This is a genomic window from Actinomycetospora sp. CA-084318, from assembly GCF_050955885.1.
In the GTDB taxonomy this organism is placed as follows: domain Bacteria; phylum Actinomycetota; class Actinomycetes; order Mycobacteriales; family Pseudonocardiaceae; genus Actinomycetospora.
Window position 1 is genome coordinate 4,526,172 of the sequence record NZ_CP192098.1, and the last position, 15,465, is coordinate 4,541,636.

A 15,465-nucleotide genomic window follows, 5' to 3' on the forward strand; every position below is an offset into this window, starting at 1 on the left:
CCGCCGACCGGCCCCAGCCTGTTTGTCACCCAGGCGAAAGGGAGACCGTTCGATGGTCCTCACAGTCGGAGTCGATGTCCACAAGGGGTCGCACACCGCGGTCATGGTCGACCAGGTCGGCGCCCGGCAGGCCAGCAAGACCGTCAAGGCCACCGACGCCGGTCATCTCGAGCTGACCGTCTGGGCTCGCGCCCAGGCCACCCAGCTCACCGGCAGCAAGCCCGGCGAGACCGGCGGGGTGTGTTGGGCGGTGGAGGACTGTCGGCATGTCTCCACCCGCCTGGAGCGGGCGCTGCTCGCGACCGGGGCGCGGGTGGTGCGGGTGCCCCCGAAGTTGATGGCCGGCACCCGGGCCTCGGCGCGCACCCGCGGCAAGTCCGACCCGATCGACGCGCTGGCGGTGGCCCGCGCGGCGCTCCGCGAGCCCGACCTGCCCGTCGCCGAGCACGACCCGGAGTCCCGGGAGCTCAAGCTGCTGGTCGACCATCGGGAGAGCCTGCTCGGTGAGCGCACCGCCAAGGTCAACCGGCTGCGCTGGCACCTGCACGGACTCGACCCCGAACTGCACCTGCCCGCCCGCGGCTTGGGCAGCCTGCGCCGGCTGGACTGGCTCACCGCTCACCTCGCCGAGGCCCACACCGGGCTGGCCGCCGAGCTCGCCGCCGAACTGATCGGCGACATCCGCCGGGTCACCGTCCGGATCCGGGCCCTGGAACGCGAGATCACCGCGCGCACGCAGGCGCTGGCGCCGCAGCTGCTCGACCTCGACGGCTGCGCCGCGCTGACCGCCGCGAAGATTCTCGGGGAGACCGCGAACATCACCCGGTTCCGCTCCGAGGCCTGCTACGCCATGCACGCCGGCGTCGCCCCCGTCCCGGCCTCGTCCGGTCGCAGCGACCGTCACCGCCTGGCCCGCGGCGGGAACCGGCAACTCAACGCCGCACTCCACCGCATCGCCCGCACCCAAGCCCGCATGCCCGACAGCCTCGGCCATGCCTACTACCAACGACGCATCGCCGGCTCCGACCAGGACAAGGACGCCATCCGAGCCCTCAAACGGCGCCTTGCCCGAGTCGTCTACAACCTCCTACAACCCACAGTCCACGATCACGAACGAGCCGCCGCTTGACATAGGAGCAACGTTCGCTCGGACGGAGTGCCCCTGAAGCGGCCACTCCGTGACCGGTCGCGCTGCCACCCTCCGCAGCATGAGCAGCTTCGAGGGTTCGCGGATCGACCACCTCAACCTCCCCGTCACCGACCTCGCCCGGGCGACGGCCTTCCACACCGCCGCGCTCGCCCCCCTGGGGATCGAGCCGCTGATCACGGTGCCGGCCACGCCCGGGCAGAAGGCGATGCAGGCGTTCGGCGTCCACCCGAAGCCGTTCTTCTGGGTCGTCGCGTCCGACCGCGCGCCCTCCTACGACGACGACACCCACCTCGCGTTCACGGCCCCCGACCACGCCACGGTGGACGCCTTCCACGCCGCGGCGCTCGCCGCCGGCGCCACCACCCTGCGTGGTCCGGCGATGCAGCCCGAGTACCACGCGGACTACTACGGCGCATTCGTCCGCACCCCGGACGGCGTCAACCTGGAAGCGGTCTGTCATCGGGCAGTCTGACCCGATGGCACGACGCATCGCCGTGGGCGTTCCCGACGACGGGCCCTACGCCCTCGGCCTCGACGCGGCCGGGGACGTCTGGGCGTCGCTCGTGTACTCCGGCCGCCTCGCCCGCCTCCGCGGCGACGAGGTCACCGTCCACGACCTCGACGCCCCCACCTCCCGCCCCTCGCGCTTCACCACCACACCCGACGGCAGCCTCTGGTGCACGCGGACCGGCGACCACCGCGTCGACCGGCTCGTCGACGGCACCTGGCACGGCGTCGACACCGGCGCGGGCACCGGCCCGTACGGCGTCACCGCCGGCCCCGACGGCGCCGCCTGGTTCACCGCGATCGAGGCCGAGGCGGTCGGGCGGATCGACCCGACGACCGAGGAGGTCACCCTGCACCCCCTCCCGGTGGCCGGAATGCCCGCGATGATCACCGCCGGCCCCGACGGCGCCGTCTGGTGCACGCTCAACCGGGTCGGTGCGCTCGCACGCCTCGACCCGGCGTCCGGGGAGGTCGAGCTGACCCACCTTCCCGACGACGGGTGTGGCCCGGTCGGGATCGCCGCCGACGCCGGTGGGCTGTGGTTCGTCGAGATCCTCGCCGGGCGGGTCGGGCGGCTGGACCTCGACGGCCGGCTCACCGAGCACGACCTGCCCGACCGGGAGGCGAAGCCGCACGACGTCGTCGCGGCCGCGGACGGCTGCGTGGTCTCGCTGTGGGGCTCCAGCGGCCTGGCGCACCTCACCGGGACCGGCACCGTCCGGGCCCTCGACGGCCTCGCCCCCGACGACCACCCGCACGGCCTGCTGGTCCGCGACGACGAGCTGTGGGTGGCGTGCGACAGCGGCGCGGTCGTGGTCCTGAATCCGAACTGACCCATTGCCGCTTCGTAGTCCGGTATGTCACGGTGGTCGCCATGAGCCTCCCGCAGATCACCGACCGTGACACCTGGCTGAAGGCGCGCCGTGAGCTCCTCGAGGCGGAGAAGGCGCACACGCGGGCGCGCGACGCGCTCAACACCCGTCGTCGGGAACTGCCGATGGTGGAGGTGACGCAGGACTACCGGTTCATTGGGCCCGAAGGCGAGGTCTCCCTCGGGCAGCTGTTCGGCGGGTATCGGCAGCTCGTGGTCAACCACGTCATGTTCGACCCGGCGTGGGACGAGATGTGCCCGAGCTGCTCGGCCGGCATCCGGGAGTGGTCGCCCGGGACCCGCGAGCACCTGCGCAGCCGCGACACCGAGCAGGTCTTCGTCTCCCGCGCGCCCTACGCGAAGCTCGCCGCCTGGAAGGAGAAGGTCGGCTGGAGCATCCCCTGGTACTCGTCCTTCGGCTCCACCTTCAACGTCGACTTCGGGGTCACCGTCGACGTGTCCGGCGAGACGATGCACTACAACTACCGCGACGCCCCGACCTGGGAGGGCGCGGAGGGGACCCAGGAGCTGCCGGGCTTCTCGGCCTTCCTGCGCGTGGACGACCGCGTGTTCCACACCTACTCGTCGTACGCCCGCGCCGCGGAGTGGTTCGGCGGCTCGTTCGCCTACCTCGACCTCACCGCGCTCGGCCGCCAGGAGGACTGGGAGGAGCCGCAGGGCCGCGCCGACGCCGTCCGCGCCGGCATCCCGGTCTTCGACTAGAGGTGGCTCCGCCCGGTGAGTACTAGTCCGTGCCAGGACACGGATGAGTACTCACGGGCCGTCAGGCACTCCCCCGGACCACGAGCCGTGGCGCCAGCACCCGGTGCTCGGCCGGGTGCCCGTCGAGCCGGTGGGCCAGCACCTCGACGAGCGTGCGGCCGAGCTCGTACTTGTCGGTGTGCACCGTGGTCAGCGCCGGGTCGAGCAGGGCGGCCATCGTGATGTCGTCGTACCCGACCACCCCGATCTGCTCTCCGGCCCGACGTCCGGCCGCCCGCAGTGCCTGGACCGCCCCGATGGCGAGCAGGTCGTTGAACGCGAAGACGCCGGTGATCCCGGGGTGCCGGGCCAGCAGGCTGCGCAGGGCCGCGGCTCCGCCGGCGACGGTCGGCGGGGCGGCGACCACGTGGTCGTCGGGGTTCGTCTCGAGGAACGCCCGGCGTCGTTCGGGCTTGTTCTCCACGGCCCCGTCGAGCATCCCGAGCCGGGTGTGCCCGCGCGCCGCCAGGTGCTCGCAGGCCAGCCGGGTCCCGGCGCGGAAGTCGGTGCGGACGGTGGCCACGGCCTCGTCGGGCGCAGGGCGGTCGGCCACCACGAGCGGGACCCGTCGCCCCAGCGCCGCGAGCGCGGGGTCGTCGAGGGCCTCGAAGAACCCGATCGCCCCGGCCGCGCCGGCGTCGACGATCGCGCGGCCGGCCTCGGCCTCCGCGTCGGCGTCCGCGTCGGTGTTGTGCACGACCACGGCGAGACCGCGCGCGGCGGCCGCGTCGAACACGCCGCGGGCGACGGCGGGGAAGAACGGGTTGGCGATGTCAGGCAGCACGAGCGCGACCGTCCCGGCCCGCTGCGTCCGCATCCCGCGCGCGAACGCCGACGGCCGGTAGTCCAGCTCCTCGATCGTCGCGAGCACCTTGCGGCGGGTGGCCTCGCTGATGTCGCCCTTGTCGTTCATCGCCCGCGACACGGTCTGCCGGGAGACGCCGGCGGCCCGGGCGACGTCGTCGATCGTCACCCGCACCGACCGGCCGGAGTCCATGATCGTGGACCTTAGGCGAGGCGAGCGGAGCGACGGGGCATGTCAGACATCGCGCCGCGCGCCCGGAGCCGGGGCGACCTCCCGGACGGTCGGCTCCGGCTCCAGCGCCCGGCAGGCCTCCCCGACCGCCCCGACCCGGTCGGCCGGCACCAGCGCGATCACCGATCCACCGAACCCACCGCCCATGATCCGGGCCCCCAGGGCGCCCGCGCCGACGGCCGCCCCGACGATCGCGTCGACCTCGGGGACCGACACCTCGTAGTCGTTGCGCAGCGAGGCGTGCGAGGCGGAGAGCAGCGCGCCGACCTCACGCGGCCGCCCCGCCCGCACCAGCGCCACGGTCTCGTGCACCCGCGCCTCCTCGGTGACCACGTGCCGCGCCCGCCGCCGGGGAGCGCCCTCGGGAAGGTTCTCGACGGCGGGGAGGGTCGCGTCGCGCAGCGCCGGCACCCCGAGCGCCTCGGCGGCCGCGACGCACGCGGCGCGGCGGTCGGCGTACCCGCCGTCGGCCAGGTCGTGGCGCACCCGCGAGTCGATGACCAGCACCGACAGGTCCGCCGCCTCGAAGCCGAGCGCGACGTCCTCGGTCGCCATCGAGCGACAGTCGAGCAGCAGCGCCGATCCCTCGCGGCAGAGCAGCGACGCCGCCTGGTCCATGATCCCGACCGGCGCGCCCACCACCTCGTTCTCCGCCCGCCGCCCGGCCGCGGCGAGCGCGACCCGGTCGAGCCCGAGCCCGGCCAGCTCGCTCACCGCGAGCGCGACGGCGCTCTCCAGCGCCGCCGAGCTCGAGAGCCCGGCGCCCAGCGGGACCTCGCCGTGCACGACGAGGTCCCAGCCCGTCCCGACCCCGAGCGCCCACAGCGTCCCGAGCGGGTAGGCGCTCCACCCGGTGGCCGCGACGAGCTTCCCGACGACGAGCTCGGTCGCCTCGGTTCCCGGGTCGTCCGAGCGGACCGTGACCCGGTCGTCGTCGCGCCGGGCCGCCGCGACGAAGGTGCGCCGGTCGATGGCGAAGGGCAGCACGTGACCCTCGTTGTGGTCGGTGTGCTCGCCGATGAGGTTGACCCGGCCGGGCGCGGAGAACACGCCCTCGGGGTCGCGGCCGTGGGCGTCGCGGAAGGCCGCCAGGACCCGGTCGACCCCGCTCACGCCGGCACCGTCGCCCGCTCGGCGGCGTCGCGCAGCCGCGGCCCGGCGACCTCCGGGGCGACGTCGGTGAGGAACGCACCCCCGAACGTCTCGGAGCCGGCCAGGTACTTGAGCTTCCCGCCGCCGCGGTGGGGCGGGCAGATCTCGAGGTGCAGGTGGCCGAGCCCGCGCTCGTCGTCGGGAACGTTCACCGGCGCCGAGTGGACGCCGAGCAGGTAGGACGTCCGGAAGCCGAAGTACTCGTCGTAGCCCGCGAGCACCCGGGCGAGGACGCGCGCGAGGTCGTCGCGCGCCGCGGCGTCGAGCTCGGGCAGCGTGCCGACGTGGTCGTGCGCCCAGACGTCGACCTCGTAGGGGAAGCGCGCCCACGGCGGCACCGCGGCGAGGAAGTGCCTCCCCTCGACGACGACGCGCGGCCCGCCCCGCTCCTGCGCCACGACGTCGCAGAACACGCACCGGCCCGTGCGGTCGCGGTGGTGGCGGGCCGCGCGCTGCTCGCGGGCGGGTCGCGGCGGGACGTCGGGGTAGGCGTAGATCTGGCCGTGCGGGTGGTGCAGCGTCACACCCACGGCCTCGCCCTTGTTCTCGAACGGCAGCACGTAGCCGATCCTCGGGTCCGCGGCCAGCGCGCGGAAGCGGTGCGCCCACGCGTCGACGAGCAGCCGGATGCGGCGCTCCCCGACCGAGGCCAGCGTCGCCTCGTGGTCGTCGGTGAACACGACCACCTCGCAGTGGCCGTACGCGGGCTCGACCGGGACGAGGTCGGTGCCCGCGACGTCGGGGGCCGGCGGGGTCGTCGACAGCGACGGGAAGCGGTTGTCGAACACCGCGATCTCGAAGTGCTCGCGCGGGATCTCGGTCTCCGGGCCGCCCGGGTGCGTGGGGCAGAGCGGGCAGTCCGCGGTGGCCGGCTTGTAGGTGCGGTCCTGCCGGTGGGTGGCGAAGGTGACCCACTCGTCGTGGGTGGGGTCGTAGCGGCGTTCGCTCACCGGCGCGAGTCCCCCGCCGTGAAGTAGGTGATCGACCGGCCGTCGGGCAGGGTCTCCGGTTCGACGACGAGCCCGGGCATCGTGCCGTACGCGGCCCCGGCGCCGGCCGCGCTGTCGGCCGTGGGCCTCCGCTGATCGTCCTCGCCCGTCATCCGCCCGTCCCTTCATGCCCTCTTGACGTCCGGCGACTCCGGACGCACAGTGTGCGCCAGCTAACGATAACGTTCACGGGAACCTTCACGGAACCCCGGACCGCCCGAGAGGTCGCGATGCTGCGCCTGACCCCAGGATGGCTGGACTACACCCTCCTGGCCCTCTACTTCGTCGTCGTGCTGGGCATCGGCGTGGTCGCGCGCCGGGCCGTCGGCACCAGCGCCGACTTCCTGCTCGCCGGCCGCTCGCTGCCCGCCTGGGTCACCGGTCTCGCCTTCGTCGCCGCCAACCTGGGCGCGACGGAGATCATCGGCATGGCCGCCAACGGCGCCGAGTACGGCGTCGCGACCGTGCACTACTACTGGATCGGCGCCGTCCCGGCGATGGTCTTCCTCGGCATCGTGATGATGCCGTTCTACTACCGCTCCAAGGTCCGGTCGGTGCCGGAGTTCCTCAAGCTGCGGTTCGGCAACTACACCCACGTGCTCAACGCGATCGTCTTCGCGGTCGCGTCGGTGCTGATCGCGGGCGTGAACCTGTACGCGCTCGCGATCGTGCTGAACGCCCTGCTGGGGTGGCCGGAGTTCCTCGGCATCGTCGTCTCGGCCGCCGTGGTGCTCGTCTACATCGGCTTCGGCGGGCTCGGGTCGGCGATCTACGGCGAGGTGCTGCAGTTCTTCGTCATCCTCGCCGGACTCATCCCGCTCGCGATCGTCGCCGTCCGCCACGTCGGCGGCTTCTCCGCGCTGGCCGACAAGGTGACGGCCTCCGCGCTCGGCGAGGGCGGCCTGCACGCCTGGCAGGGCACCGGGATCGGCGACGTCACGAACCCGATCGGCGCGAACTGGATCTCGATCGTCCTCGGCCTCGGCTTCGTGCTCTCCTTCGGCTACTGGACGACGAACTTCGCCGAGATCCAGCGCGCGCTCTCGGCGAAGGACCGGTCGGCCAGCCAGCGCACCCCGCTCATCGCGGCCTTCCCGAAGATCCTGATCCCCGCCGTGACGATCATCCCCGGCCTCGTCGCGCTCGTCGCCATCCCGAACTTCGGCAACGACGCCGCCGGCGGCCTCGAGTACAACGACGCCATCCCGGCGCTGATCGGCCAGCTGCTCCCCGAGGGCGTCCTCGGCATCGCCCTGACCGGCCTGTTCGCCTCGTTCATGGCGGGCGTGGCGGCGAACGTGTCCTCGTTGAACACGGTGGTCACCTACGACCTGCTCCAGCCCTATCTCGCGAAGGGCCGCAGCGACCGCTACTACCTCAACGCGGGCCGGGTGGTCACGGCCGTCGGCGTCGTCATCGCGATCTTCACCGCGCTGCTCGCCGCCGACTTCAACAACATCATGACCTACCTGCAGTCGCTGTTCGGGATCTTCAACGCCCCGATCTTCGCGACCTTCATCCTCGGCATGTTCTGGAAGCGCACGAGCGGCTGGGGCGGCTTCACCGGCCTGCTCACCGGTGTCCTCGCCGGCACGCTCGTGTTCGTCCTCGCGGAGGCGGGCGTCGTCGACTTCGGCTCCGGCATCGCGACGAGCTTCTACCAGGCCGGCGCCGCGTTCGTCGTCGACGTGGTGGTCACCGTGGTGGTCTCGCTGGCCACCGCGAAGCCCGAGCCGGAGCGCCTCGCGGGCATCGTCTACGGCGTGCCCGGCCCCGACGGTGTGGTCCCGACGCTGCGCCAGCCCAAGGAGCGCGTCTGGTACCGCAAGCCGGTGCTGCTGGGCGGTCTCGCCCTCGCGCTGACCGTCGTCCTCAACATCGTCTTCGCCTGAGCGGGAGGTCATCATGAGCGAACCGGTGCAGCCCGGTCGGCCGCAGACCACGGTCGAGACCGGCAGCCGCATGCAGCGACTGTTCGACCTGCGCTACGTCATCGGCGCCCTCATGGGCGTCTACGGGGTCGTCCTGGTGATCCGCGGCCTGCTCGACGGGCCCGAGCAGCTCGCCCGGGCCGCGGGCCTCTCGATCAACCTGTGGACCGGGATCGGCCTGCTCGTCGTGGCCGCGATCTTCCTGGTCTGGGGCCTCACTCGTCCGCTGGGCATCGACGTCGAGGAGTCCGTCGACTGAGTCCCGTTCCGAGCGAGCGGCACTTTCGCGCGGATAGATGCTGCGAGAGTGCCGCTCGCTCGTGGCGGCGACCTAGACCTGCGGCCCGACGTCGGGAACCGGGTCCATGCGCGGCTGCCGCCCGTCGAGGAACGTGATGGGCGGCAGCAGCGTGCGGATCGGGCCGCGGGGCGTGCCGACCTCGACGAACCGGCCGCGCTCCTCGTGCTGCGGGTGCGTCAGCACCTGGTCGAGCGTGCGGCGGCGGGCGTTCGCGATCCCCGCCGCCTCGAGGCGCTCGACGAACTGGTCACCGGTGAGATCGCGCAGGACCGCGTCGATCGCCTCGTGCAGGGCCGGGCGGTGCTCGATGCGGTCGGAGTTCGTGACGAAGCGCGGGTCGTCCGCGACCGTCGCGTCACCGAGCACGACCTGGCAGAAGCGTCGCCACTCGCGGTCGTTCTGGACGGACAGCACGACCTCCTGCCCGTCCCCGGCGGCGAAGGAGCCGTAGGGCGCGATCGCGGCGTGGCTGGTCCCCGCCCGGACGGGCGCCGTCCCGCTGCCCGCGGCGTAGTGCAGCGGGAAGCCCATCCACTCGCTCAGCGCGTCGAACAGGCTGACCTCGAAGGTGGTGCCCTCCCCCGTGCGCTCGCGGTCGTAGAGCGCGCCGAGGATGCCGGAGAAGGCGTACATGCCGGCGCCGATGTCGGCCGCGGGGATGCCCGCCTTCGCCGGGAACTCCTCGGTGCCGGTGACGGAGACGAGCCCGGTCTCGGCCTGGATCAGCGCGTCGTAGGCCTTGGCGTCGCGGTAGGGCCCCGACGAGCCGTAGCCCGAGATGCTGCAGTGGATCAGCCGCGGGTGCTCGCGCCGCAGGTCCGCGGCGCCGAGACCGAGGCGTTCGGCCGCGCCCGGGGCGAAGTTCTGCACGAAGACGTCGGCCTGCGCGATCAGCTCCCGCACGCGGCCGAGCTGCTCGGCGTCCTTGAGGTCGGCCGTCACCGACTCCTTCGACCGGTTCAGCCAGACGAAGTGGCTGGAGAGGCCGTTCACCGTCGTGTCGTAGTCGCGCGCGAAGTCGCCCCGACCGGGCCGTTCGACCTTGATCACCCGGGCGCCGAGGTCGGCGAGGTGGCGGGTCGCCAGCGGAGCGGCCACCGCCTGCTCGCAGGACACGACGAGGATGCCGTCCAGCGGGAGGGCCCGGGTCTCGACCATGACGACGATCGTGCCCGCCCCGACCGCTCGGTGCGCGGCGTCGTCCGCGTCACGCACCTGTTCCGCGTCACGCGAACCGTCCGAGGTCGTTTCCACGAATGAGTGACACCTGTTCGGACCAGTGACCTCGGGAGTGACGGATGAAGGCCGCGAGCACGGCGACCGCACTGGCGGTGGTGTCCACCCTCGGCATCGGCGTGGCGGTGTGTTCGCAGGCCCCACCCCCCACGGTGCTCGCCTCGGGCCCGGTGCTCACCGTCGCCGACGAGGACTCCTCGGGGTCCGACGGCGGGTCGGGCGGGTCCGGCGGGCTGTCCGGGCTCGTGCGGGAGCTGACCGGTGGCTCGTCGTCCTCCTCGTCGAAGGAGTCCTCCTCGTCGAAGGAGTCCTCCTCGTCGAAGGAGTCCTCCGAGAGGTCGTCGTCCTCGTCGGAGGGGAGCACCTCCTCCACGTCGTCGAAGGACTCCTCCTCGTCGTCCTCGTCGGGCTCGTCCTCGACCGGCCGGGTGCTGCGCGAGCTCACGGTCACGCCCCCGGCGTCGCAGAGCCCGACCCTGCAGCTCCCCGCGGTGACGGTCCCCTCTGCGACGGTCGGCCCCGTCTCGACGCCGTCGCTCGGCCTCGGTAGCACCGAGGTGTCGCCCTCCGGAGCGCAGCTGCCGTCGGTGTCGGCCGGCTCGACCCAGGCCGGTCCCGTCTCGTTGCCGTCGGTCGGCGTCGGGTCCACGACGGCGTCGTCCTCCGGCGCCCAGCTGCCCTCGGTGTCGGTGGGATCCACGCAGGCCGGTCCCGTCTCGCTGCCGTCGGTCGGCGTCGGATCGACCTCGGTGTCGTCCTCCGGGGTGCAGCTGCCCTCGGTCTCGGTCGGCGCCACGACGGCCGTCCCGCCGGTCGCGCTCGCCGCGCCGACGCTGCCGATCCGGACCGTCTCCCCGCTCGTCGCGGCGCTCAACCCGCCGCCGTCCCCGTCCCTGGTCCCGCTCACGGTGGTGCCCGCGGCGTTCATGACCCCGCTGCTGCCGGCGCAGCTCACCGCGCCGCCGACCGGGAACCAGGGTGTGCTGCGCGTCGCGCACCTCTCCCCCTCGACCGGCGCGGTCGACATGTACGTCAGCGGTCCGGGGCTGCCGGAGACGAAGGTGGCCTCGGACGTCACCTACCGCACGCTCTCGAACTACCTCACCGCCGCTCCCGGCACGTACACGCTGTCCGCCCGCCCCGCCGGGGCGGCCCCGACGTCCGCGCCGGCCCTGACCGCCAACGTCGAGGTCGGGGCACGGACCGCCCAGACGGCGGCGTTCGTCGACGTCGGCCCGGACGGCACCCCGCAGGCCGAGGTCCTCTCCGACGGCACCCAGCTCGCCACCCCCGGCAAGGCCTACGTCCGCGTCATCTCCGCCGCCGACGGGGTCGGCCCGATCAGCGTCACCGCCCAGGGCGGCGGGCCGATCGCGACCAACGTCTTCTACGGGGCCGGTTCCCCGTACGCGGAGGTCGACTCCCGGAGCTGGACGATGGACGTCACGACGACGTCGGGCCGCACCGCCACCGCGACCCTCCCGGTCTCGAGCACCTCGGTGAACACGGTCGTCGTGTCCCGCGACGCACAGGGCGCCCTCACCGTCACCGCCGTCCCCGACGCCGCCGACCTGTTCTCGCCGGCCGCCGCCCCGCAGTCGCCGGCCGCCCCGCAGGCACCCGCGGCTCCGCAGTCGCCGGTGGCCCCGCAGTCCCCCGCCGCACCCCAGGCCCCGGCCGCTCCGCAGTCGCCCGCCGCCCCGCAGTCCCCCGCCGCCCCGCAGTCACCCGCCGCCCCGCAGTCGCCCGCGGCTCCGCAGTCACCTGCCGCCCCGCAGGCCCAGTCGCCCGCGCCCGCCCCGGCCTCGCCGGCTCCCGCGGCGCCCCAGGCCCCGGCTCCGCAGGCGCCCGCACCCCAGGCCCCGGCGCCCGCTCCCGCCCAGGCGGCACCGCCGGCTGCCCCGGCGCAGCCGAGCACGCCGGCCCCGACCACCCCGGCGCCCACGACCACGGTCCCGCCCACCACCACCTCGGCCCCGCCCACGACCACCCCGGCCCCGTCGACGACCACCACCCCGCCCACCGGCACCGCGCCGTCGTCGGGAACGACTGCACGGCCGACCCCGAAGGGTGGCGTGCCGGCCGGCTTCGGCGGGATGGCGACCTCCTTCGCCGACGGCGCCGCCCTCGGCGCTCCGGCGGCTCCGGCCGCGCCGGACCTCCCCGGGTGGGGCGCCCCGACCAGCCCGGTGCGGCCGTCGGGCCTCGTGGTGCCGGCGGCGGGGATCGACGCCCCCGAGATCGGAACCCTCGGACTCGACCGGGACGGCGAGCTGCAGGCGCCGGCCACCCCGCACGACGTCGGCTGGTTCGGCTCGACGCCCGGGGACACCGGGCCGGCGGTGCTGGTCGGCCACGTCGACTCGTGGCGCGGGCCGGGCGTGTTCTGGAACCTCAAGGACCTGAAGCCGGGCGACCCGATCGACGTGCCGCGCAGCGACGGCACCGTCGCGCGGTTCGCGGTGGACCGGGTGGAGACCGTCGACAAGGACGCCTTCCCCACGCAGGCGGTCTACGGCCCGACGGCGGGTCCGTCGCTGCGGCTGGTCACCTGCGGCGGGCCGTTCGACCGCACCGTGCGCTCCTACGAGGACAACGTCATCGTCTTCGCCTCGCCCCGCTGACCGGGCGAGCACCCTCGGCGGCCGGACGACGATCCGGCCGTCCGAGGGTGCTCGATGATCACGGCCCGACGAGGTCGAAGGTCTCCGCGTCGACCCAGTAGCGGCCGTGTTCGCGCCGCAGGAGGTGCAGGTCGACCAACAGCCGCCGCACGGTGACGCGGTCGGCGCTGCCGCCGTCGCAGAGTGCGGCGAGGACGTCGTCGACCTCGCGCTCGGTGTAGACCGAATCCGGGTCGAAGCGGGTCTCGGCGACGTGGCGGAGCACGATCCGCTTCCGTTCCCAGCGCGCCGGCAGCCGGTCCAGCCGGCCGCCCGGCAGGAACGTCGAGAGCGTGCGGGTCACGTCGTCCACGCGGTAAGTCTCCGGGCGACCCCGAGACGCGCGCGAGGGGTTTCCCGGGGAACTCTGGGGGTTGTCCCCCTCGTTGTCCGTTCGTGTCCGCCGCGAGGATGATCTCGCCCGGACACCGGGCAGCATCTCACCCCGAGTGACCAGGAGACGGCCGTGCGCAGCAACCTCTTCGCCCCCGAGAACCAGGAGCAGGAGTCGGCCCAGCCGGGACTGCGGCTGCAGAACTCGAAGATGCTCAAGATCGAGCTCAACGGCGAGGCCATGGCCCGGCAGGGGTCGATGGTCGCCTACCAGGGCGACGTGCGGTTCGAGGCCAAGGGCTCCGGCGGGATCGGCAACTTCCTCAAGCAGAAGCTCACCGGCGAGGGCGTCCCGCTGATGAAGGTGACCGGCCGCGGCGACGTGTTCCTCGCCAACGCCGCGTCCGACGTGCACCTCATCGACCTCGAGGGCCCGAACGACGCGCTCACCATCAACGGCAAGAACGTGCTCGCGTTCGACTCCTCCCTGTCCTATGACATCCAGATGGTGTCCGGCGCCGGGTCGATGGGCGGGGCGGGCCTGTTCAACTGCGTCTTCCGCGGCCAGGGCCGGCTCGCGATCACCTGCAAGGGCACGCCCGTGGTGCTCACCGTCGACGCCCCGACCTACGCGGACCCGCAGGCGGCGATCGCGTGGTCGGCCGGCCTGCAGGTCGGGGTGCACCGCGCCGAGCAGTTCGGGCTGAAGACGCTGATGGGCCGCACCACCGGCGAGGCGTACACGATGGCCTTCGGCGGCCGCGGCTTCGTCATCGTCCAGCCGTGCGAGGAGGTCCCGCTCGACATGATGGCCGGTCAGGGCAGCGGCCAGGAGGCCGGTGTCGGCGGCGCGCTCGGGGGTCTGTTCCGGTGAGCACCCGTGAGTACGTGTGACGGGTATCGCCGTCACCAGTACTCACGAGGCGAAGCCACCTTGACCTCAACTGACGTGGAGGTTGCACGGTCGTCGTCATGACCACCGTGCGACCTCCCACCGACCCGGCCGAGCTGTACCGGCTGATGTCGCTGATGACCGGCGACGAGAAGCACTCGGCCGCGGCCACCTCCACCCTGGACGTGCTGCACGTGCTCTACGACCGCGTGCTGCGCGTCGACCCCGCCCACCCCGAGGACCCGGTGCGCGACCGGTTCCTGCTCTCCAAGGGCCACGGGCCGATGGCGTACTACGCCGTGCTCGCCGCCCACGGGTTCCTCGACGAGGCCGAGCTCGCGACCTGGGCACGACCCGGCTCCCGGCTCGGCCTGCACCCCGACCGCGTGCTCGTGCCGGGCGTCGAGATCGGGTCGGGGTCGCTCGGGCACGGGCTCCCGCTCGCCGTCGGGACCGCGCTCGGCCTGCGGCTGCGGAACCTGACGACGCCGCGGGTGTTCGTCCTCGTCGGTGACGCCGAGCTCGACGAGGGCTCCAACCACGAGGCGATCGCCTACGCGGGGCGCTCCGGGATGGCGAACCTGACGGCGGTCGTCGTCGACAACGCGTCGGCCACCCACCGCGGCGATCTCGCCGAGCTGTTCCTCGTCGAGGGCTGGCGCGCGATCACCGTCGACGGCCGCGACCACGACGTCCTGGAGACCGCCCTCACCGCCGCGCACGACGACCGGCCCCTCGCGGTCGTCGCCGTCGTCGAGCCGAAGGGATGACCATCATGACGACGAGACTGTCCGCGGCCACGATGCGCGAGGCCTTCCTCCAGGCCACCGCCGACGCCATCGACACCGACGAGCGCACCGTCCTCGTCCTCGCCGACATCTCCGCCGGCGCCGAGCCGGTCCGGGAGGTCGCCCGGCGCCACCCCGGCCACGTGGTCAACGTCGGTATCCGCGAGCAGCTGATGGTGGGCGTCGCCGGCGGTCTCGCGCTCACCGGGCTGCGTCCGGTGGTGCACTCCTACGCGCCGTTCCTGGTCGAGCGGCCCTACGAGTCGCTCAAGCTCGACCTCGGTCACCAGGACGTCGGCGCGGTGCTGGTCTCGATCGGCGGCTCCTACGACCAGTCAGGGATCGGCCGGACCCACGAGGCGCCCGAGGACGTCGCGGTCGTCGACACCCTCCCGGGTTGGACGATCCACGTGCCCGGACACCCGGAGGAGGCGTACCGCCTCGTCCACGGCTCGATCTGCGGCACCGATCGGGTCTATGTCCGACTGTCGGACGAGACCAACGCGGCGCCGCACCACGGCACCGGGCTGCAGACGATCCGGGAGGGCTCCCCCGACGACGTCGTCGTCGCCGTCGGCCCGACCCTCGACCGCGTCCTGGCCGCCGACCGGTTCCGCGGCGCGACCGTGCTCTACACGTCCACGGTCCGGCCCTTCGACGCCGCCGGACTACGCGCCGCGGCCGGGCCGACCCCCACGGTGACGATGGTCGAGCCCTACCTCGAGGGGACGTCCGCCCGCGTGCTCGCCGAGGCGCTGTCCGACCGGCCGCACCGGACGGTGCTGATCGGGCACCCGCGCGAGGAGTCGCACTCCTACGGCGATCACGAGCTCAGGGTGTGAGCACCTGTGAGT

Annotated in this window: 16 protein-coding genes; 10 read left to right on the top strand and 6 right to left on the bottom strand. The window is 73.5% G+C overall.

The window, feature by feature from the left end; translation table 11 throughout:
- Positions 1 to 52 precede the first annotated feature (52 nt).
- From ACQPYX_RS22170 to ACQPYX_RS22185, 4 genes are all read left to right on the top strand, one after another.
- Positions 53 to 1,129 (top strand): IS110 family transposase, encoded by a 1,077-nt coding sequence (locus ACQPYX_RS22170; RefSeq protein WP_433799434.1) that lies wholly within the window; start codon positions 53 to 55, stop codon positions 1,127 to 1,129.
- 79 nt (positions 1,130 to 1,208) lie between these two features.
- Positions 1,209 to 1,622 carry a VOC family protein gene (locus ACQPYX_RS22175; RefSeq protein WP_433799435.1) on the top strand — a complete coding sequence of 138 codons (414 nt, stop codon included), beginning with the start codon at positions 1,209 to 1,211 and terminating at the stop codon, positions 1,620 to 1,622.
- Positions 1,623 to 1,626: 4 nt separating this feature from the next.
- Positions 1,627 to 2,490, top strand: coding sequence for a Vgb family protein (locus ACQPYX_RS22180; protein WP_433799436.1), 864 nt, complete (start codon positions 1,627 to 1,629; stop codon positions 2,488 to 2,490).
- Positions 2,491 to 2,531: 41 nt separating this feature from the next.
- On the top strand, positions 2,532 to 3,251 hold the full coding sequence (locus ACQPYX_RS22185) for a DUF899 domain-containing protein (RefSeq protein WP_433799437.1): 720 nt from the start codon (positions 2,532 to 2,534) through the stop codon (positions 3,249 to 3,251).
- A 61-nt stretch (positions 3,252 to 3,312) separates the two neighbouring features.
- Here ACQPYX_RS22185 and ACQPYX_RS22190 read toward each other — a convergent pair whose 3' ends face one another.
- From ACQPYX_RS22190 to ACQPYX_RS22205, 4 genes are read right to left on the bottom strand one after another with little or no spacing between them, the layout of a single operon-like run.
- Entirely contained in the window at positions 3,313 to 4,287 is a 975-nt protein-coding gene (locus tag ACQPYX_RS22190; RefSeq protein WP_433799438.1) for a LacI family DNA-binding transcriptional regulator, read from the bottom strand.
- A 42-nt stretch (positions 4,288 to 4,329) separates the two neighbouring features.
- Positions 4,330 to 5,439, bottom strand: a complete 1,110-nt coding sequence (galK, locus tag ACQPYX_RS22195) for a galactokinase (RefSeq protein WP_433799439.1) — start codon at positions 5,437 to 5,439, stop codon at positions 4,330 to 4,332.
- Positions 5,436 to 6,428 carry a galactose-1-phosphate uridylyltransferase gene (gene galT, locus ACQPYX_RS22200; protein ID WP_433799440.1) on the bottom strand — a complete coding sequence of 331 codons (993 nt, stop codon included), beginning with the start codon at positions 6,426 to 6,428 and terminating at the stop codon, positions 5,436 to 5,438. The genes galK and galT overlap by 4 nt, the downstream gene beginning before the upstream one ends.
- Positions 6,425 to 6,580, bottom strand: a complete 156-nt coding sequence (locus ACQPYX_RS22205; protein ID WP_433799441.1) for a hypothetical protein — start codon at positions 6,578 to 6,580, stop codon at positions 6,425 to 6,427. Before ACQPYX_RS22205 ends, galT begins: the two co-directional genes overlap by 4 nt.
- Positions 6,581 to 6,697: 117 nt before the next feature.
- Here ACQPYX_RS22205 and ACQPYX_RS22210 point away from each other — a divergent pair, with 117 nt between their 5' ends.
- Together ACQPYX_RS22210 and ACQPYX_RS22215 are read left to right on the top strand one after the other, a co-directional pair.
- Positions 6,698 to 8,359 (top strand): sodium:solute symporter family protein, encoded by a 1,662-nt coding sequence (locus ACQPYX_RS22210; RefSeq protein WP_433799442.1) that lies wholly within the window; start codon positions 6,698 to 6,700, stop codon positions 8,357 to 8,359.
- Positions 8,360 to 8,372: 13 nt separating this feature from the next.
- The gene (locus ACQPYX_RS22215; RefSeq protein ID WP_433799443.1) at positions 8,373 to 8,657 is read left to right on the top strand and encodes a hypothetical protein; all 285 of its coding nucleotides are present in this window, start codon (positions 8,373 to 8,375) and stop codon (positions 8,655 to 8,657) included.
- A 72-nt stretch (positions 8,658 to 8,729) separates the two neighbouring features.
- On the opposite strand, the gene ACQPYX_RS22220 is transcribed toward ACQPYX_RS22215, so the two are convergent.
- The gene (locus ACQPYX_RS22220) at positions 8,730 to 9,857 is read right to left on the bottom strand and encodes a CaiB/BaiF CoA transferase family protein (RefSeq protein ID WP_433799444.1); all 1,128 of its coding nucleotides are present in this window, start codon (positions 9,855 to 9,857) and stop codon (positions 8,730 to 8,732) included.
- Positions 9,858 to 9,997: 140 nt separating this feature from the next.
- On the opposite strand from ACQPYX_RS22220, the gene ACQPYX_RS22225 reads away from it, so the two are divergent.
- Positions 9,998 to 12,559, top strand: coding sequence for a class F sortase (locus ACQPYX_RS22225; RefSeq protein ID WP_433799445.1), 2,562 nt, complete (start codon positions 9,998 to 10,000; stop codon positions 12,557 to 12,559).
- 58 nt (positions 12,560 to 12,617) lie between these two features.
- On the opposite strand, the gene ACQPYX_RS22230 is transcribed toward ACQPYX_RS22225, so the two are convergent.
- Positions 12,618 to 12,911 carry a DUF2087 domain-containing protein gene (locus tag ACQPYX_RS22230; protein WP_433799446.1) on the bottom strand — a complete coding sequence of 98 codons (294 nt, stop codon included), beginning with the start codon at positions 12,909 to 12,911 and terminating at the stop codon, positions 12,618 to 12,620.
- 153 nt (positions 12,912 to 13,064) lie between these two features.
- On the opposite strand from ACQPYX_RS22230, the gene ACQPYX_RS22235 reads away from it, so the two are divergent.
- The 3 genes from ACQPYX_RS22235 (at position 13,065) to ACQPYX_RS22245 (ending at position 15,453) form a co-directional block, all read left to right on the top strand.
- Positions 13,065 to 13,805, top strand: coding sequence for an AIM24 family protein (locus ACQPYX_RS22235; protein ID WP_433799447.1), 741 nt, complete (start codon positions 13,065 to 13,067; stop codon positions 13,803 to 13,805).
- Positions 13,806 to 13,903: 98 nt separating this feature from the next.
- The gene (locus ACQPYX_RS22240; RefSeq protein WP_433799448.1) at positions 13,904 to 14,593 is read left to right on the top strand and encodes a transketolase; all 690 of its coding nucleotides are present in this window, start codon (positions 13,904 to 13,906) and stop codon (positions 14,591 to 14,593) included.
- 5 nt (positions 14,594 to 14,598) lie between these two features.
- Complete coding sequence (locus ACQPYX_RS22245; protein ID WP_433799449.1) at positions 14,599 to 15,453, top strand: transketolase family protein; 855 nt, start codon at positions 14,599 to 14,601, stop codon at positions 15,451 to 15,453.
- Positions 15,454 to 15,465: the final 12 nt, after the last annotated feature.